Source organism: Pedobacter sp. AC163, from assembly GCF_979258665.1.
The window spans coordinates 3317898-3335369 of the sequence record NZ_OZ409872.1 but is presented as its reverse complement, the minus strand read 5'-3'; the positions used below and the strand labels follow the sequence as shown (position 1 = coordinate 3335369).

18 protein-coding genes are annotated in these 17472 nt (G+C 38.5%); 9 read left to right on the top strand and 9 right to left on the bottom strand.

Features of this window, described 5'->3' with window-relative positions; translation table 11 throughout:
- Window positions 1–128 precede the first annotated feature (128 nt).
- Window positions 129–446, bottom strand: coding sequence for a carboxypeptidase regulatory-like domain-containing protein (locus tag ACZZZK_RS14415; RefSeq protein ID WP_463484746.1), 318 nt, complete (start codon window positions 444–446; stop codon window positions 129–131).
- A gap of 469 nt (window positions 447–915) precedes the next feature.
- Between ACZZZK_RS14415 and ACZZZK_RS14410 the strand changes: the two genes are divergently transcribed.
- The 5 genes from ACZZZK_RS14410 (at window position 916) to ACZZZK_RS14390 (ending at window position 6278) form a co-directional block, all read left to right on the top strand.
- The gene (locus ACZZZK_RS14410) at window positions 916–1446 is read left to right on the top strand and encodes an AAA family ATPase (protein ID WP_463484745.1); all 531 of its coding nucleotides are present in this window, start codon (window positions 916–918) and stop codon (window positions 1444–1446) included.
- 605 nt (window positions 1447–2051) lie between these two features.
- Window positions 2052–4391: a TonB-dependent receptor gene (locus tag ACZZZK_RS14405; RefSeq protein WP_463486295.1), complete on the top strand. Its 2340-nt coding sequence runs from the start codon at window positions 2052–2054 to the stop codon at window positions 4389–4391.
- Between the two features lie 141 nt (window positions 4392–4532).
- Window positions 4533–5165, top strand: coding sequence for a thiamine phosphate synthase (locus ACZZZK_RS14400; RefSeq protein ID WP_463484744.1), 633 nt, complete (start codon window positions 4533–4535; stop codon window positions 5163–5165).
- 61 nt (window positions 5166–5226) lie between these two features.
- Window positions 5227–5787 carry a thiamine pyrophosphokinase gene (locus ACZZZK_RS14395; protein WP_463484743.1) on the top strand — a complete coding sequence of 187 codons (561 nt, stop codon included), beginning with the start codon at window positions 5227–5229 and terminating at the stop codon, window positions 5785–5787.
- On the top strand, window positions 5784–6278 hold the full coding sequence (locus ACZZZK_RS14390; RefSeq protein WP_463484742.1) for an N-acetyltransferase family protein: 495 nt from the start codon (window positions 5784–5786) through the stop codon (window positions 6276–6278). Before ACZZZK_RS14395 ends, ACZZZK_RS14390 begins: the two co-directional genes overlap by 4 nt.
- Window positions 6279–6398: 120 nt before the next feature.
- Here ACZZZK_RS14390 and ACZZZK_RS14385 read toward each other — a convergent pair whose 3' ends face one another.
- The 4 genes from ACZZZK_RS14385 to ACZZZK_RS14370 all read right to left on the bottom strand — a co-directional run bounded on the left by ACZZZK_RS14385 (window position 6399) and on the right by ACZZZK_RS14370 (window position 9686).
- Complete coding sequence (locus ACZZZK_RS14385) at window positions 6399–7706, bottom strand: M20/M25/M40 family metallo-hydrolase (RefSeq protein ID WP_463484741.1); 1308 nt, start codon at window positions 7704–7706, stop codon at window positions 6399–6401.
- Between the two features lie 4 nt (window positions 7707–7710).
- Window positions 7711–8100, bottom strand: coding sequence for a PDZ domain-containing protein (locus ACZZZK_RS14380; RefSeq protein ID WP_463484740.1), 390 nt, complete (start codon window positions 8098–8100; stop codon window positions 7711–7713).
- 95 nt (window positions 8101–8195) lie between these two features.
- Entirely contained in the window at window positions 8196–8414 is a 219-nt protein-coding gene (locus ACZZZK_RS14375) for a M61 family metallopeptidase (RefSeq protein WP_463484739.1), read from the bottom strand.
- Between the two features lie 147 nt (window positions 8415–8561).
- On the bottom strand, window positions 8562–9686 hold the full coding sequence (locus ACZZZK_RS14370; RefSeq protein ID WP_463484738.1) for a DUF4407 domain-containing protein: 1125 nt from the start codon (window positions 9684–9686) through the stop codon (window positions 8562–8564).
- A gap of 125 nt (window positions 9687–9811) precedes the next feature.
- Between ACZZZK_RS14370 and ACZZZK_RS14365 the strand changes: the two genes are divergently transcribed.
- Both ACZZZK_RS14365 and ACZZZK_RS14360 read left to right on the top strand, forming a co-directional pair.
- On the top strand, window positions 9812–10129 hold the full coding sequence (locus ACZZZK_RS14365; RefSeq protein WP_056848082.1) for a rhodanese-like domain-containing protein: 318 nt from the start codon (window positions 9812–9814) through the stop codon (window positions 10127–10129).
- A 142-nt stretch (window positions 10130–10271) separates the two neighbouring features.
- Window positions 10272–10469 carry a DUF6358 family protein gene (locus ACZZZK_RS14360; protein ID WP_463484737.1) on the top strand — a complete coding sequence of 66 codons (198 nt, stop codon included), beginning with the start codon at window positions 10272–10274 and terminating at the stop codon, window positions 10467–10469.
- Here ACZZZK_RS14360 and ACZZZK_RS14355 read toward each other — a convergent pair.
- Complete coding sequence (locus tag ACZZZK_RS14355; RefSeq protein WP_463484736.1) at window positions 10447–11478, bottom strand: dipeptide epimerase; 1032 nt, start codon at window positions 11476–11478, stop codon at window positions 10447–10449. The genes ACZZZK_RS14360 and ACZZZK_RS14355 overlap by 23 nt on opposite strands.
- 80 nt (window positions 11479–11558) lie before the next feature.
- Between ACZZZK_RS14355 and ACZZZK_RS14350 the strand changes: the two genes are divergently transcribed.
- On the top strand, window positions 11559–12695 hold the full coding sequence (locus ACZZZK_RS14350; RefSeq protein ID WP_463484735.1) for a hypothetical protein: 1137 nt from the start codon (window positions 11559–11561) through the stop codon (window positions 12693–12695).
- A gap of 682 nt (window positions 12696–13377) precedes the next feature.
- Window positions 13378–14343 carry a hypothetical protein gene (locus tag ACZZZK_RS14345; RefSeq protein ID WP_463484734.1) on the top strand — a complete coding sequence of 322 codons (966 nt, stop codon included), beginning with the start codon at window positions 13378–13380 and terminating at the stop codon, window positions 14341–14343.
- On the opposite strand, the gene ACZZZK_RS14340 is transcribed toward ACZZZK_RS14345, so the two are convergent.
- From ACZZZK_RS14340 to ACZZZK_RS14330, 3 genes are read right to left on the bottom strand one after another with little or no spacing between them, the layout of a single operon-like run.
- Window positions 14344–14964, bottom strand: coding sequence for a rhomboid family intramembrane serine protease (locus ACZZZK_RS14340; RefSeq protein WP_463484733.1), 621 nt, complete (start codon window positions 14962–14964; stop codon window positions 14344–14346).
- Between the two features lie 4 nt (window positions 14965–14968).
- Window positions 14969–16708 carry a M14 family metallopeptidase gene (locus tag ACZZZK_RS14335; RefSeq protein ID WP_463484732.1) on the bottom strand — a complete coding sequence of 580 codons (1740 nt, stop codon included), beginning with the start codon at window positions 16706–16708 and terminating at the stop codon, window positions 14969–14971.
- Between the two features lie 28 nt (window positions 16709–16736).
- Window positions 16737–17468 (bottom strand): hypothetical protein, encoded by a 732-nt coding sequence (locus ACZZZK_RS14330; RefSeq protein ID WP_463484731.1) that lies wholly within the window; start codon window positions 17466–17468, stop codon window positions 16737–16739.
- Between the last annotated feature and the right edge of the window lie 4 nt (window positions 17469–17472).

Sequence of the window (17472 nt, the reverse complement as noted above, 5' to 3'; positions counted from 1 at the left end):
GGAAAATCCCAACTGTTCTGTCGGGATGCAAAGATAGGTTTTTCGTATCGTTTTTAAATTACTTTTTTAAAATAAAAAAGAGGAGTTTATAAGCTCCTCTTTTTAAAATTATTCTTCCGAAATATTCATTATTGTTGCAATTTAATTTCGCCTAAATCAGTTGTTGCACTATCTTTCACGGCAACCTTTTCTATCAAAAAATCCTTGTAAGGAGCATTAGCCTTAATAGATATAGTATAAACGCCTTCTTTTAAATTCGTAAAAGTAAAAGCACCTTGATTCATCTGCGCCTCAACTGTATCTGTTCCGGCAATCAGTGAAATGCCTGCAACTGCTTCGGCTGGATTAATCCGCCCAACTATTCCTCCTTGTTTAATCAGTGCAAAAGCAAAAAAGAAAACAGTTGATACCATTAATGCGATTAAAAAAACTCCTAGCTTTTTCATTTTGATACATTTTAATAGTTAGAATCCAAATTTCCTCACTAAACGTATGATATGCAAAAATTGTTTGTCGCAGAATTAGCACAGTAGACAGTCTTGAACTAATTCCTTGTCTGAATTTTTGTACAACATTTAAGAAGTTAACGCTTCGAGAAGTTAACAAAGCGTTAAAACCTGATTAGAATGTAACATATCTATAGTGTTAAACACACACGAAGTCATGTTTTCGTCATGAAAGCATAGTATCGAAAAAATTGGCAATAATGTTGTAATAAGCAGAACATATATGCGTTTTGTATATACTTTAGAAAAAGATCTAAAGCTTCCTCCGCGGAGTAGTTAACCGCAATGAGGATTTCTTCATAAATAGTTTGTTTGGTTTATTATCCGGTTAGAGGAGCCCTCCTCAACCGGATTTTTTCTTTTTCAGCCATTTTCCTTTACATTTGATTTGATTGTAAAAAATTTTAATGTGAGCCGATCCATAAAAAAAATCGCCATTGTAGGCCCTGAAAGCACAGGAAAATCAACCATGTCGCAACTGCTTGCAAAATATTATAAAGTATCATGGGTACCAGAATATGCCCGCTACTACTGCGAAAATTTAACTGCGCCTTACACTTTACAAGATGAGGTAAATATGTATTATGGTCAGGTAGCTTTGGAAGATGCGATTCTAGTGACAACAGAAAGTGAGTTCATTATCTGCGATACCACATTTGTAACCGTAAAAATCTGGAGCGATGAAATGCTGGGCGAAACGCCACAAATAGTTTTGGATGCTTTGCCGAAAAGACCATATGACCTTTATCTGCTGATGGATATCGATTTACCTTGGCAGGATGACCCTCTGCGAGATTTCCCCAATCAACGGGAATATTTTATGGAGGTTTGGCATAAGGAACTGCAGGCTCTAAATGCTAACTATAAAGTGATTAGTGGTTTGGGTGAAATTAGGATACAGCATGCTATTACAGCAGTAGATCAATTTTTAGCTTTATAATTTGGAAAGCAATGGCAGCGGTTATAGAGCAAATTGTTCCCGCCCCCGCTTCTGCCACAATGAAAAAATGGTGGGCATCTCGCTAGGGTCGGGTTTAGGTGGCAACCTAGCAGCACAACTTTAGGTTAAATAAACCCGATTAAAATGAAAATCCTTTTTATATTTTTCAAATTACTAACCCTTCTATCTAAATTAAACAGGGTTAGTAACTTGAAATAAAAAGATTGAAGTGTAAGCGGGACTACAAATTCCGATGAAGCACCGAAATTGCTTTTCTAAAAAAGTAAAAAAGATAAATCTTTGAATATATTTTCTACATTTGCCCCATCATTAGGGGTGCCTTGTTTGTTATAAACACAAAAACGGGCTGAGATCATACCCATTTTAAGTAGAAAGTGAAAAGTAAAAAGTGAAAAGTTTGGTCAACCATCGAACTTTCAACTTTTAACCCTCAACTTTTAACTTGAATGCACCTGATCCGGGTAATGCCGGCGTAGGGATTGGAGTTATGGAAGTTTAACTGAAATCGGGAGTACCCCTATTTCCGATGGGTTTAACTAAAAACAAAAACATTGAAAAATTTACTTTTTGCAGCCCTTGTTGCAATGTTGCCTTTATTTGCATCGGCACAAAATTCGGTTACCGGAAAAGTTACCGATAACAATCAAAACGCCTTGCCTGGCACAACCATTAAAATCAAAAATCAGCGAACAGCAGTATTAAGTGATGCCAATGGGAACTACACTCTGGCCAATTTAGCTGGAGGCAATTACACCATCGTGGTCAGTTATGTGGGCTACAGAACGCAGGAAAAAGAAGTAAATTTAAATGGCAATGCTAACTTAAACTTTGCGCTGGTTCAGCAAAACTTTCTGGCCGATGATGTTGTGGTTAGCGCCACCCGTGCATCAAAAAACTCTGCTACAACTTTTAGAAACCTGGACAAAGCGGAGCTGGCGAAAAATAATCTGGGCCAGGATTTACCTTATTTATTAAATCAGACACCTTCAGTTGTGGTAACTTCCGATGCAGGAGCTGGTGTGGGCTATACAGGCCTTCGTATCAGAGGTAGTGACGCTACACGTATCAACGTTACGCTTAACGGCATCCCTTTAAACGATGCAGAAAGCCAGGGAAGTTTTTTTATTAACCTCCCAGATTTAGCTTCATCAGTTGATAACATCCAAATTCAGCGTGGTGTGGGCACCTCTACAAATGGTGCTGGCGCTTTTGGCGGGAGTTTAAATATTCAAACCACTACCCGCCGGGATTCTGCTTATGCCGAACTCAACAATACCTACGGCTCTTACAATACCTGGAAAAATACAGTGAGTGTAGGCTCTGGCTTAATTGCAAACAAGTTTACCTTTGATGGGCGTTTATCACGGATAAAATCTGACGGCTATGTAGATCGTGCATCGTCCAACCTAAAATCATTTTTTGTTTCTGGTGCCTATTACGGTAAAAAAGATATCCTTCGTGCCAACGTATTCAGCGGTACAGAAAAAACCTATCAGGCCTGGAATGGGATAAGCGAAGAAATGCTGCTTACTAATCGCAGACATAACGATTTTACGTACGACAATCAAACCGATAATTATCAGCAAGATCATTATCAGTTATTCTATACCAGAAATATAACCAGCCAGTTGGTAGCCAATGCGGCCTTGCATTATACTTACGGACGGGGTTATTATGAAGAATACAAGGAAGATCGAAACCTCGAAGATTATGGAATTCCTCCTGTGGTTTTAGGTGGCGTTACACAAAACACCTCCGATTTAGTTCGCCGCCTGTGGTTGGATAATGATTTCTATGGCGTAACCTACTCCCTAAATTATACACCAAAAAACGATCTGAATTTTGTTTTAGGTGGTGCTTACAACGAATATAAAGGCCGCCATTTTGACGAGGTAATTTGGGCACAATTTGCCAACTACGATGGCAGTGGATCCATTCGTCACCGTTATAATGATAATGACGCCTTCAAAACAGATTTCAATGTTTTCGGGAGAGCAAATTATCAGATTGGAAAGTTCAACCTTTTTGGCGATCTGCAATATAGAAGAGTCTATTATTCTTATTTTGGTATAGATCCAAATGGTGATCCGGCTCAGCAAAATGCAACCTTGGATTTTTTCAATCCGAAGGCTGGAATAACCTATAATTTTAACGATAAAAGCAATGTTTATGCATCAGTTGCTGTTGGCAACAAGGAGCCAAACCGGAGAGATTTTACGGATTCTAATATCAACAGTCGCCCCAAACCAGAAAACCTAACAGATATTGAAGCAGGTTACCGTACGCAATTTTCTAATTTCAATGTTGGTATAAATGGTTTTGCCATGTTTTATAAAGATCAGCTAATCAACACAGGAAAATTAAATGATGTTGGAGGCCAAACCCGTCAAAATGTTCCTGATAGCTATAGAGCAGGGATTGAAGTAGATGGCAAATGGCAGATTTTCAAGAATTTATCCTGGGCTGCAACGGCAACGTTTAGCCGGAATAAAATTAAGGAGTTTACAGAATTTATTTATGATGACGCCAACGGCGCTTTAACTACTTTTAGTTATAACAATACCAATATCGCTTTCTCACCTTCAATTATTGCATCAAGCGAGATTAATTATACTGTTTTACCAAATGCAAGCATTGCGTTTTTAAGCAAATATGTGGGCAAGCAAAATCTGGATAACACCTCTGCCGATTCACGCATTCTTTCTAGTTTTTTTGTGAATGATGTTCGTTTGATGTACAATACGCCTTTGGCCGGAATAAAAAATGTAGGCCTAAGTTTACTCATCAACAATGTGTTCAGCACTTTATATGAAAGTAATGGTGGTACTTATCCCTATTTATATGCTGGTGATTTACGCAGGTCGAATTATTATTATCCGCAAGCAACCCGTAACTTTTTATTGAGTTTAAACGTGAAGTTTTAAAATAGAGGGCATAAGGATAGGCTTAAAGTTAAAAGCAACACGGCAACCAGTCGCAAAACTTTAGTACATTCGTCATTGCGAGGCACGAAGCAATCTCTATTTCAGATTGCTTCGTGCCTCGCAATGACGAATTTTTTGATTATGAAATACATCGAGAAGCTTCAATATATTACCCACGACATTCCTAGTTTATCTCATATTGAGCAAGTGCAACTGGCTTGCGAAGCCGGGGCAAAATGGATCCAATACCGTTGTTTAAGTAAAAACGAGGAGGAACTTTTAACCGACATCAATTCGGTTGCAGAAGTTTGTGACGATTGGGGAACCACACTCATCGTTACCAAACACATTCACCTCAATGGAAAGGCAGACATTCAGGGTTTTCACATCGAAGATAGCAAAGCTGATTTCATCGCTTTGCGAAAATTAGTAGGTGATGATATCACCTTGGGAGGCACAGCAAATTCAGTTGAAAATATAATTCGTTTGGCAGAGCAAGGCGTTGATTACGTTTGCTTAGGTCCATTCTCTGCAGTTGAAACCAATACGAATAGTTCTCCGTTTTTAGGTATCGATGGCTATTTAAATTCAATAAATCAACTTAAAGAATTAAATATTAATATCCCTGTTTTAGCCGCTGGCGGGATTAAAATTTATGATGTAGAGCCGCTAATGCAAACCGGAATTTTTGGGATAGCAGTTTCTGATGCGATTTATTCCGCTGATGATTTCATTCAGGCTTATCAGGATTTTTATGATTTGGTGAAAGGATAGTTTAGCCCAAAAAATCTAAAATCGTCATTTCTAAAATCTGAAATTAGCTTATCTTCGCAACATGTCCTCACATCACATTGTAAAAGAAAAACAAGAGCCTGCCTTATATATTGATGAGCTTGGCAATTTTAATGAAGAACTTTTAGGTCAGCTTTTAGAATGGAGCCCAACTCTTTTGGTCAACGGCGAAAATTACGATAAAATCGTTTCGTTGGGGCTGAAAGTAGATGTTTTGGTTAATGGGAGCAATGAGGAAGTGCAGGAAGATACCAGGATTGTACAAGGCCCTGTTGATGCACTAATGGTCGCTATCAATTTTCTTTATGAACAAAGATACCCGGCAGTAAATGTAATTACCAGGAAGTTCGATCTGGAGAAATTTGCTGGTTTTGAAGATAAGATTAACATTGTTGTTTTTACTGAAAGAGCAAAACATTATCCTATCAAATCTGGCTTTTCCGTTTGGAAACCGGCAGGAAGTCAGTTTCTCATCCATGGAAACCGATACCTGGAAGTTACTAATCTCATGCAAAATGAAGAAGAAGTTTTCGAAGTGGTGAATGATGGATTTGTGGAGTTTTCTTTTTCAGGACAACCCATTTTTATTAGTGAGCCGATATGATTACGCTAAGAAAAGCCAAAGAACAGGATATTGAGGTGATCAGAGCTATTGCCGCTGCAACCTGGCCATCAACCTATCTTGACATTATAGGCCAGAAACAAATTGATTACATGCTCGACAAAATGTATAGTAAAGGGGAGCTACTCGGACAATTATTGGAGGGCCACATTTTCATCATTGCGGAAGATAACGAGAACCAATTTGGTTTTGCCGGCTACTCGATTATTGATCATGAAGAACGAATTTACAAATTACACAAGTTGTATGTTTTGCCTTCGGCACATGGAAAGGGAGTTGGTAAAATCTTGATTAACGAGGTTTTTAATCAGGTAAAAGATGCCGGCGCAACTGCCTTGCAACTTAATGTAAACAAACACAATAAGGCAAAAGACTTCTATTTAAAAGGTGGGTTTAGCATCAAAGAATCTGTAAAACTGGATATCGGTGAAGGCTATTTCATGGATGATTATGTGATGGAGTATCGGTTTTAGATTTTCCCGATATAAAAAAATTAGGCCACAGATTTACAGATTCTAATCATTAATCTGCAAATCTGTGGCCTTTCTTTTTTCAAAGAATTCTCCACGTCGGTCGAAATGACGGTTTATATCCTACTGTTTCAACTTCGGTATTCTTGTTGGTGCATCTGTTCCGTTTACAATGGAGGTTGCACTCTTGGCGATTGCTTTAATAGTTGAAAGAATATTTTCTACATCTAAAGTGCTGTATTCATCCTTAACGGTGTGGTAAAGTTTATCTACATCAATTTGATCGGTACTGATGGTGTGCGCCGGCACCCCTAAAGCAGCTAATGTTGCGTTATCACTTCTGTAAAATAAATTTTGTTCCGTGTATGGATCTGGGTGAAAGGTAAATTCTGTTCCTGCTAAGTTCTTTTGCAGAATTTTTCCAAAATCAGATTTATCGTAACCGGTAATGAAAGCGGTATTTTTCCCGAATTTAGAATCTTTACCGATCATTTCGATGTTGAACATGGCTACAACTTCATCAGGATTTAATTTGCTTGAAAAATACTTGGCTCCAAAATTTCCGATTTCTTCTGCGGTAAAAGCAACAAAAATCAATGTACGCTCATTATTTTTTTGTGCTTTGTAGTATTTAGCCAAGGCAATCATCGCTGTTGTTCCTGATGCATCATCATCGGCACCATTCGCTATACTATCGCCATCTACCGTTTTAATCACACCTAAATGATCATAATGGCCAGAAAAAACAACCAGCTCTTTTGCTTTTGATTTGCCCGGAATCATTCCAGCCACATTAAACAAAGCCATTTTATTAACTTTTCCTTTCAATTCTACAGTAAACTCATCGGCTTTTTTAGCGCCCAATACAAAAACCTGAACAGCAGATTTGCCGGCACCCATATCTTTTTCATCCAAAGTTGTCGGTTTATCAAAGTAAGCTTTATAGCGCTTAAAGTTTTCAGCAAACTTATCATCAACTAAAATAATTTGATTTTTGCCTGCAGCCAACATCGTCCTAAACTGATTTACGAAAGGCTTCTCTGGATCCAAAACCACAACTGTAGCATTTGACTTATTAAGCGTGATATTTTCTTCATTAGCACCGGCCAGAATTACATTTTCAGAAGAAATTTCGCTGCCATCTATTTTGATGCTTTTGCTCACATTGGCTACCTGGTATTTATAAAAAGTCTGACGGAAACCTTTCTCACCAGCTAAAGGTTGTAAGCCTATTTTCTTAAATTCTGATTCAATAAATGTAGCTGCTTTATCTATTCCTGGCGTAAAAGTACCGCGACCCTGCATTTCATCGCCACTTAAAGTTTTGATTAAATGATCAGTGTATTCTCTGGTAATTATATTATCAATGTTTTGCGCTTGAAGCTGCAAACCTGCCATAGCAGCAAGGGTAAAAAGGAATATTTTCTTCATCTTATTATTTCTGTTTAGAATTTACCTGCGAGTTTAACCAATTATCTCTGAAATTTTGCATTGCGGGAGTTAATGTTCCACCCGTTTTCTCTATCGAAACAACTTCCAAAGCTGGGTCTTCGGCAAATGTTAATTTCGTTGTTTTATTTTCGCCTCGATATTGATATTTAATTTCTACTACATCGCCTGGCTTATGCGATTTTGTGATGTTGTCAACAACCGATGCATCCGTTACATTTTGTCCGTCGATACTTAAAATGACATCACCCACATCTAAACCCGCCTGATAAGCTGGTGTTCCCTGCAATGTTTGCATTAGCGTTACTTTACTATCTGCTGAATTAAAGTTGCCTAAACCTGTGTAAGCCTGCCCGGGCTTTGCTTTGCGTAACACAAAACCAGCATTTAAAAGCAACTTTGCATAGTCGTTTTTCTCTTTGCCATAAATGTAACTGCTAAAGAAATCCTTTGCAAAAGCTTCATTTTTTGTTAAAGAAGAAAGGGTTTTTTGTGTGTGGCATATCTTCCAGGAGATGATCTGCTCATTCTAACTGTTAAATTTCCGGCAGGAACATTGGCGATGCTCATGGCAATTTCAGCCTCATGATGTATTGCATTTGAAAATGAAACCACGTAACTTATTTCATTCTGAGCAAGGGCAGAAAGCGACAACACACTAAACAAAGCGGCAGCTAAAAATTTCTTCATAAAAAAGGGTTTTGTGGTGGAAAAATACAAAAAATGAAACAGGTAAGATGTAAAATGGTTGATGGGTTGCCTCTATTCCCTGTTTTCTATTCTCCATTTCCTATTCTCTATTTTCCATTTCCAATTTCCTATTCTCCATTTCCTCTTCTACTCCTTATCCCAATCGTATTTTTCCAGGTCGCGGTAGGCTTTACCCTTAATAATTTCTTTACGTTTTGATGCTTCTGCATCCACCCGGGTTTCATGAATATGATCGGCCACTTCGAAATGGAAATCTTTGTCTTTTTTAGATTGATAAATGGATACGTCATCGCCGTCGGCCGTAGCAAAATCATAAGGACCACGTGCGCTCATTAGTTTTACAAACACGGGCAAACATTCGAAAAAGATAAACAACAAGCCAATAAAGGTTACTGCAATAGCGGTGTTATCATCTTTAGTACCATCAACGTTAAACTTCAGCTGACCTAAAGCCCAGTTTCGATCGGCAAAACCTGCAAGATCAGCCAAACTATCCAGCTGCTTTTTGGTGTATAATTTTTCATTAAACAAACCGTCAAATTCCTTTCGTTTATCAACAAAAGTTTCTGCTTTATTAATGTTTGCTTTCAACGAATCAAGTTCTGATTCGCGTTGTTTAATCTCCACCTCCTTACGTTTTGCATACGGGCCATAACCCATAACGCCAGATGTTTCATTGGTTTTATTTCCAAAAATTTCGAAGTTAAGTTTCTGCCGATCGGCTTTGATTCCCTTCTCTAATGAATCTCTTGTGGCTTTTTGCTGGTTCAGTCTTCCAAATTCTACCTGGTATTTTTTTTCGAAAGCTTTGTTTAGGGTATCAATTTTTGCTCGCTGTCCGTTTAAATAACTCACTTTCAAGCGTTCTTTAATTTCCTTATCAAAAATTTTCAACTCAATTGGACGAGAAATAACCATACCAATCATTATGGCCAATAAAATCCGTGGGGTAGCTTGCAGGAGCTGTTTATTAGTGCTAGCGCTTTTATTGATACTCGAAACAATATACCGGTCCATATTGAAAATGGCGGCACCCCACAAGAAACCGAAAATGATGGCAAAAACAACCGCTAAATCATCGCCTTTAAAAACGAAATACATGGCATAGCCACCAGATAAAGCGGCAAATAAACCTGTAAAGAAGATGGTGGCACCAATGCCAGTATATTTATTTTGTTCTGTAGGATACTTTTCCAGCGTAGGGATGTGAGCGCCAGAGCAAAACCAAAAGAAACGGTTCAGTTTGTCCATTTGTAATGTTTATAATTAAACGCCTAAGGGTTTGATATGTTACAGATTTTTGAGAAAATATATGACGCCACTTTGTTCATTCTACTCAAATCGATTTTCCTATATTTGCATAAACAATTTTCAAGATGAAAGAAATATCAGTACAAGAATTAAAAGAAAAAATCGATAATAAAGAAGATTTTCAATTGATTGATGTTCGCGAAACATTCGAATACGAAGTTTCTAACCTTAACGGCGAGAACATTCCTTTAGGCGGGATTTTAATTGAGGCTGATAAAGTTGAAAAAGATAAGCCTGTAATTATTCAGTGCCGCAGCGGAAAAAGAAGTGCCGCAGCAGTGATGCAACTTGAAGCGCAGTATGGTTACGAAAACCTATACAATTTAAAAGGTGGGATTTTAGCCTGGCAAGAGGCTTACGATCCAAATATGCCAGTTTACTAAGAATCATTCGTCATTGCGAGGTACGACGCAATCTCTCTTAAAAATCAGATTGCTTCAGCTCGCTCAAACCTGGCTTCGCAATGACGACTTCTTACATTCGAAAATCACTCATTCAAAATTCACTCATTCAATCATTTCCACTATGGGTAAAAAATTTGCTTTAAATATTTTCTACAATCTGGCCATCATCCTTTCTATTTTTGGAATCGTTTGGTGTTACAATAACCACAAACCTTTACCAGGTGGTTTTTTAGTAGGTGTTGCGGCTTGCCTTGCCTATTTTAAATATCAGCTAGTGAAAGATCTGCGGAAGAACTTTAAACAAAAAGATCAGAAGTAACACCTTCCAGTCCAAGCCCAGGTAAGTTTTTCAAGCTGTATTTCCCATTTTCAAAAGGCGGATCTGTAAAAGGATTATTTTTAGTTAACCAGGGGCCATCTAAATCTGCCCAATTACATAAAGGCGCCAAAGCCGCTGCAGCAAGGGTTGCACAACTTGTTTCGCTCATGCAACCAATCAATACTTTCATTCCGAAAGATTGTGCTTTCAGAATCATTTGATGACCTTCATACATCCCACAACTTTTCATCAGTTTTACATTAATGCCATGGTAAGCACCTTTTAGCTGATCCATATCGGCTAAACGCTGCACAGCCTCATCGGCCAGTAAAGGGATCGGGCTACGTTCCGTTAGCCAGGCGTTACCCTCCAAATCGTTTTTATCCATAGGCTGTTCAATTAAAACCACCCCTTGGTTATGCAGCCAATAAATTAAATCGATGGCTTTAATTCGATCACTCCAACCTTGGTTAGCATCCACGTATAGTGGCACATTTGTCAAACTACGGATGGTTTCAATAATCTCCCGGTCGTTATCTCTACCCAGTTTAACTTTTATCACCTTGAAATTCTCTGCATCTTTAAGTTTTTCGCGAATCACTTTCGGGGTATCTATCCCAATAGTGTAAGAAGTTACCGGCATTTTTGCAGGGTCGGCACCGTAAATTTCGTAGCAAGGTTTGTTTAAAATTTTTCCATTGATATCATTTAAAGCAATGTCTATCGCTGCTTTTATCGCCGGCTGACCAGGAGCAATACGATCCAGATAACTAATAATCTCTTCGAAATTAAAAGGGTAGGCGAATTGGCTCAAATCTACCTCTTTTAAAAAGGCAGCTGCAGTTTTAAAACTTTCTCCCATGTATGGCACCATTGAAGCTTCTCCGTAACCCACCACATCTTCGTACTGGATTTTTAAAAGCATTAACGGTGTGCTTGTTCGGGTAAATTTGGAGATCGAAAACGGGTGTTTTAATTCTAATTCGAATTGCTTGCAACTAATCTTCATTGTCTATCGTCTAATAAGTAAATAGGGCGGATATCGCTTTACAAAAGTATATTTGTTTATTAACGCAAACCACTCCTGCCATGAAAAACATTTCAAGATTACGGTATTTTATTTATTTATCCCTAATAATTTTAGGAGGATGTACCACAGGAAAAAATGCCTTACAAAAAGGCGATTACGATGCATCAGTTGCAAAGGCGGTAAGCAGATTGCAGAATTCGCCAAAAAACAGTGAGGCCATGCAGGTTTTAAAAACTGCTTATGATTTAGCCCTGCAAGATCATTTACGCAGAATTAACGAGGCAAAAATGTCGAATGATTTGTTTAGATGGGAATCTGTAATGTACGATTATCAGAAAATAAATCAGCTGGCAGATGAGATTAACAGTTGTCCGGCATGTTTAGCAGTTGTTCCAACGCCATCAAAATATATCAATGAAGTTGCAGAAAGCAAATACAATGCTGCAGTTGCGAGGTACAACTCAGGGATCGGTTATTTAAATGAACGTAACCGCTTAGCTGCAAAAAAGGCATATTACGAATTTGAAAAAGTGCAAAATCTACAGCCAAATTATAAAGATGTAAAAGCAAAAATGGATGATGCCTATTGGGCCGCCGTAACCCGCGTAGTTGTTCAACCTATTATTTTAAACGGAGGGCCGTATAAGTTGAGTGCTGATTATTTTCAGCAGCAAATTGATGAATTTATCTCCAACTATTCGCGGAATAAGTTTGTGATATTTTATGGCGAAGAACAGGCGACTACTCAAAAAATTATACCCGACCAGGTTTTAAGCTTAAATTTTGATGATTTCGTAGTCGGCCAGACTCACGTGAAAGAAAGAGTAGAAAAGCTTAAACGCGATAGTGTGGTAATCGGCGAAACCCGGGAGCGCAAACCTATTTACGGAACGGTGAGTGCTACACTGAGTATTTTTGAAAAGAATATTTCTTCATCAGGATTGCTAGACATGACAATTATGGATTGGCAAAGCAAAAAAATCGTTCGTCAGCAGAAATTTCCCGGCACTTTCGTTTGGCGAGACAGTTGGGGAAGTTACAAAGGAGACGACAGGGCGCTGAACAAAAATCAATTAGCCATAACGAGAAAAAGGGAGGTTCTTCCGCCACCGCCAAGCACGATGTTTCTGGAGTTCACAAAGCCAATTTACAGCCAGTTAATTGATAACTTAAGCGGATTTTATAATAATTATTAGTCCACATTTCATCATTGCGAGGAGGCTTTTTAGCCGACGAAGCAATCTCATTTGCAAGAATTGCAAAAAACCATGGTCTGTGTCCTCACAGATCATTTTAAAGTTTCGATCTGTGGGGACACAGACCGAGGAGCAAGTAATTACCAAATTAGCCCACATTTCGTCATTGCGAGGAGGCTTTTCGGCCGAGGAAGCAATCTAAATTCCAATATTTCTAAAACCATGGTCTGTGTCCTCACAGACCATTTTACAGTTTCGATCTGTGGGGACACAGACCGCGGAGCAAGGAATTACCAAATTAGCCCACATTTCGTCATTGCGAGGAGGCTTTTTCAGCCGAGGAAGCAATCTAAATTCCAATATTTCTAAAACCATGGTCTGTGTCCTCACAGACCATTTTACAGTTTCGATCTGTGGGGACACAGACCGCGGAGCAAGGAATTACCAAATAAGCCACATCTCGTCATTGCAAGGAGGCTTTTTCAGCCGACGAAGCAATCTCATTTGCAAAATTTCAACAAACCATGGTCTGTGTCCTCACAGACCATATTACAGTTTCGATCTGCGAGGGCGCAGCTGAAGGAGAGGAATGACGGTCTTCCAAACCATCATGTTGTAATCCCAGGGTTAAAATAAAATATCGCTAACAAGCAATAACGATATAATAACTAATATTGCAGTGATGAATACCGGCCTATACAATCCTTTCCAAAGTTTCGATTTCTTATACAAAAAATGTTTCCTAAGTGGCAACACTTTTAACTCTCCCGTAATCCAGGTTCCGCTGATTCCAAAATGGTTGTTGGAGCAAGCAGGATTAACAGGCGAGGAGCAAATTCAGTTTCTGGATGAAAGCATACGTTCTTACAATACCCTCGTGATTCCTGTTAATAGCGAAGTAAATGAGCAATTTTTAAATCCACTGGAAGAAAAAATAGAACAAGCATTTGCTACAGGTTATAATGCTGTTTCGGCTTTGCCAGAGCTTGAGCTCTTTAATTGGATTGGGAAGTTTTTATATGGCTTCGTTTACATTGAAATGCATTCTGCTTTGCGCAAGGAAATGACGGCAGATGGCTTAAACATGTCTCAATCGCTGATGATGAAGTTCGCCAACCTCAATTTTATGATGCAAAATCTGTATACCAGCATCGAGTTTGAAGATTTCACTCCATGGTCGATCACGGTGGTTAAGCTGGAAGATGAGCAAACTCCATTCAGTTTCAGGGATGAAATTAATACGCTTACCTTTTCGCTGAAGATGAAAGATTTTGGCATTATTGCTTGCCTGCAGGATAACGGAACCAATAAACGTTATCATCAGGAAATTATAAATGAGGTGAAGGGTAAAGCACTCACGGCACAGCAATTTGAAGAACTTACCGCTCGTTTTTACTACTCCGCTTATTTGTTTAACCGCTTGCCAGAATACACATTTATGCCTGTTGAGGGCATAACCTATATTGAAGCCATGCCACTTCGCGGAAATATGACCAAGCCTTTGTTTGATGTTTGGCAGCACAAAATTTATGCTCAGGTGTTGGAAAATTTCTGGAAACCCTGGGGCTATGTAAAGTTTGAGATCATTAAAGACCCTGACCATCCGATGAGCTTTTTCGAAAAACCCTGTTTACCTGCTGCAGGATAATTACATTCCTAACTTTGCGCCTATTATTGCGAAAAAGTTTTGGAGGATGCCCGGCACAAAAATAATAGTGAAAATCAATCCGGTTAATGCACCAAAAAAGTGGGCATCATGATTAATATTGTCTCTCGAATTTTTTGAGGCATAGGCACAATAGGCTAAATAGATTCCCCCAAAAATTACCGCTGGAATAGAAAAAGGCAAAAATAAAATCCCGATGCCGGCCATAGGGTTAAAAAGGATGAAACTGAACAAAACCCCGCTAATTGCACCAGAAGCACCTAAGCTATTGTAGTGAAAATCATTTTTATGTCTAAATACAGTTGGCAGATCACTTAATATCAAGGCTAAAAAATACATTAAACCAAATTGCCAGCTGCCCATCATTTGCTCCAGGGTAAATGCAAAAGCATAGAATGTAAACATGTTAAAAAACAAGTGCATCCAATCGGCATGAATTAAACCGCTGGTTATTAGCGTATAAACATTTTTTCCTTTCGATACACTGTAAGGATGTAACATAAACTTACCGTATAGGCTTTGATCGTAAAAGGCATACAAGCTGGTAACAATTGTAAAAACAAATATGATTGATGCTACAGGAGCAATGCTGAGGTATTCCATTTATTTATTTTAAGTTGAGCTTTACATCTGTTTCCAAACGAGCCACCGGGTATCTGTTATGTGTTTTCTCGTAATAATCAGAATTTTTATACACAAAATCAAGTTGCGCTGCCGCATTCTTGGCAAAGTCTGCATCTAATGCCTTTTTAGCCTCTAATTTATTTTTCAACTCTGGGTTTTTTTTGAGCAAATCCGCAGCAGTATCTTCAAAAACATAAGCCGAAAAATGTTCCTTCATATCTAAAATGGAATCGAAAAAATTCCAGTTGAAATAAGAGTCGGTGGCTTGTGGCTCGAGGGTTTCTACAATAAACCGGTTCGTTTTCTGGTTGGCGTAAACCACAAAATCGCCAGCATAGTATTGCAAAGTATTTTTAACTGGATTAACCGTTACAGCAGAATGTAAATAGTGGCCTTCATACGGACGACTAGCCGTTTTAAAATCTGTGATGTAATAGCTTTCTACGGAAATTTTGGTGTCTGTTTTGAGCTCTTCAACCTTCACTTTATTAAGTTTAAGCAATGCGATCACACTATCCCATGCTTTCGGAATGATATAAGCTACCGGTTTTTGCACCGATATGGCTGGTTCATAATTATTCCACTCCTTAATAGTTTTGGTATATGGCTTATCCCGATCATAATATAACCGATCAAAACCACTTACTTCACTTGGCTTTTTGCCGGCCTCAAAACCTTTAAAGGGCAAATCATTGGAAACAGATTTATTTAATTTCCAGGCCAGTGGAAATTCGGTTTGTTTCGCTACGAGCTCATCCGCTTTGCGTTTATTTTCTTTAATAACATGGGCATCACGCTGAACGATATCAACATAGGTTTGAAGCAGTTTATAGGTTGCATCAACCCGCAAGTTATACGCTTTAAGCATATGCGTTTCTGGCATAAAACCTATGGTATTGTGCAAGGTAGTATAACCTGTAGAGTAGCGGGGCGATTCAATAAAACCTGCAATTCCCGTTTCCGGCACTTCGCCAAAGGAGTTTACATATGGAATCATCGGATAACCTTTCTTTTCCATCGCCGAATACAAATCAGGCACCAAAGTTTTAGTTAAGTATCCTGATAACAGCGCATTTAACTTGTCTTTTTGTGTTGGAATGAGTGTCATCACGTACTGATAATCCGCACCGTTACTGGTATGGGTATCGACAAAAATTTCGGGTTGCCAGGTATTAAAAATTAACTGAAATGCCTCCGAATTTTTTGAATCGGTTTTGATGAAATCTCGGTTCAGATCTAAATTTTTGCTGTTTCCGCGAAAGCCATAAGCCAATGGGCCGTTTTGGTTTGCTCTTGAAGTTGAACTGCGGTTAAAACTTCCATCAATATTATAAATAGGGATAATGCAAATCACCACATCTTTTGGAAGTCTGTCTTCTTTTAACAGATCTCTTGCCAGCATCATTGAAGCATCAATACCTTCAGGTTCGCCCGGATGAATCCCGTTATTGATCAGCAAAACAGCCTTATTCCCTTTGTTTATTTCGATAGGATCAAAAACTTTGTCTTTTGATAAAACCAGCAAATGAAGTGGCTTGCCAAAATCGGTACTTCCGTAAGTCAAAAGCTTCGCCTGAGGATAGTTCTTCGCAATATTCTCGTAGAAAGCAATTGCTGCATCGTAAGTGGTGGTTTCTTTTTTACCACTGTTTTCGAAAGGTGTTTTTTGTGCCATTGTTTCAAAAGATAAGATTAAAAAACAGATGACAAACAAATTTCTCATGCAAAAGATTTAAGAGAATGAATAGTGTTTAGAAGAACTTACGATACGCCTTTATATTTCCGAAGAAATATTTTACCCCTACACTGTAAACGTTAAATGTATCAGGATCGTAGTTTTTAAATTTTGTTGAGGGATCGTTATAGCCATCTAAACCTTCGCCAAAAGTGAAATTGCTTTGTGCGTTGAAGTTGATCACATAGCGAACATAACCGTAACCATCGTTGAGGTAGTAGTTAAATCCTAAGTTGATGGGAACAATTAAATTAACGCCCTTATCTTCACCAGGAAAAGGGCCATAACCAGGATCAAAGGCAGCCCAGCTAGGTTTATAACGTACAATATCAGTAATATTATTATTTATCGCACCTATACCAATCCCAGCATAAATCCCCTTAATGGCTTCTAAAAAAGGTTTTCGCTCGTAAGGGATAAATTCACCCAAATGCAGTTTTAAATTTGCGGTAATACTGGTGTATTTGTTAATAAATTGTCGATTATGTGGGTCAGTAACAATATCACCGCCTTGCACCATTCCGTATTGTGCCTCTAAGCCGCCGGTAATAAAAGGCGTAAAATGATAATTGATTTCGCCTTTTGCGGTATATCCCCAATTCCCTTCCACTACGTCGGTTTTTGAGTAATTGGCACCGCCGCCTAAACCCCACGACCATTTGAAGTAGTTTGATTGCGCAAACGACAACATAAACGATAAAGAGAATAAAACAGTTAGCGCACTTGTCTTCGGGAGGCGATAAGTCATATTG

Excerpts from the sequence above, each read along its gene's own strand:
- ACZZZK_RS14415 (WP_463484746.1), bottom strand. The coding sequence starts at position 446 with ATGAAAAAGCTAGGAGTTTTTTTAATCGCATTAATGGTATCAACTGTT.
- ACZZZK_RS14405 (WP_463486295.1), top strand. The coding sequence starts at position 2,052 with ATGTTGCCTTTATTTGCATCGGCACAAAATTCGGTTACCGGAAAAGTT.
- ACZZZK_RS14400 (WP_463484744.1), top strand. The coding sequence starts at position 4,533 with ATGAAATACATCGAGAAGCTTCAATATATTACCCACGACATTCCTAGT.
- ACZZZK_RS14395 (WP_463484743.1), top strand. The coding sequence starts at position 5,227 with ATGTCCTCACATCACATTGTAAAAGAAAAACAAGAGCCTGCCTTATAT.
- ACZZZK_RS14390 (WP_463484742.1), top strand. The coding sequence starts at position 5,784 with ATGATTACGCTAAGAAAAGCCAAAGAACAGGATATTGAGGTGATCAGA.
- ACZZZK_RS14385 (WP_463484741.1), bottom strand. The coding sequence starts at position 7,706 with ATGAAGAAAATATTCCTTTTTACCCTTGCTGCTATGGCAGGTTTGCAG.
- ACZZZK_RS14375 (WP_463484739.1), bottom strand. The coding sequence starts at position 8,414 with ATGAAGAAATTTTTAGCTGCCGCTTTGTTTAGTGTGTTGTCGCTTTCT.
- ACZZZK_RS14370 (WP_463484738.1), bottom strand. The coding sequence starts at position 9,686 with ATGGACAAACTGAACCGTTTCTTTTGGTTTTGCTCTGGCGCTCACATC.
- ACZZZK_RS14365 (WP_056848082.1), top strand. The coding sequence starts at position 9,812 with ATGAAAGAAATATCAGTACAAGAATTAAAAGAAAAAATCGATAATAAA.
- ACZZZK_RS14360 (WP_463484737.1), top strand. The coding sequence starts at position 10,272 with ATGGGTAAAAAATTTGCTTTAAATATTTTCTACAATCTGGCCATCATC.
- ACZZZK_RS14355 (WP_463484736.1), bottom strand. The coding sequence starts at position 11,478 with ATGAAGATTAGTTGCAAGCAATTCGAATTAGAATTAAAACACCCGTTT.
- ACZZZK_RS14350 (WP_463484735.1), top strand. The coding sequence starts at position 11,559 with ATGAAAAACATTTCAAGATTACGGTATTTTATTTATTTATCCCTAATA.
- ACZZZK_RS14345 (WP_463484734.1), top strand. The coding sequence starts at position 13,378 with ATGAATACCGGCCTATACAATCCTTTCCAAAGTTTCGATTTCTTATAC.
- ACZZZK_RS14340 (WP_463484733.1), bottom strand. The coding sequence starts at position 14,964 with ATGGAATACCTCAGCATTGCTCCTGTAGCATCAATCATATTTGTTTTT.
- ACZZZK_RS14335 (WP_463484732.1), bottom strand. The coding sequence starts at position 16,708 with ATGAGAAATTTGTTTGTCATCTGTTTTTTAATCTTATCTTTTGAAACA.
- ACZZZK_RS14330 (WP_463484731.1), bottom strand. The coding sequence starts at position 17,468 with ATGACTTATCGCCTCCCGAAGACAAGTGCGCTAACTGTTTTATTCTCT.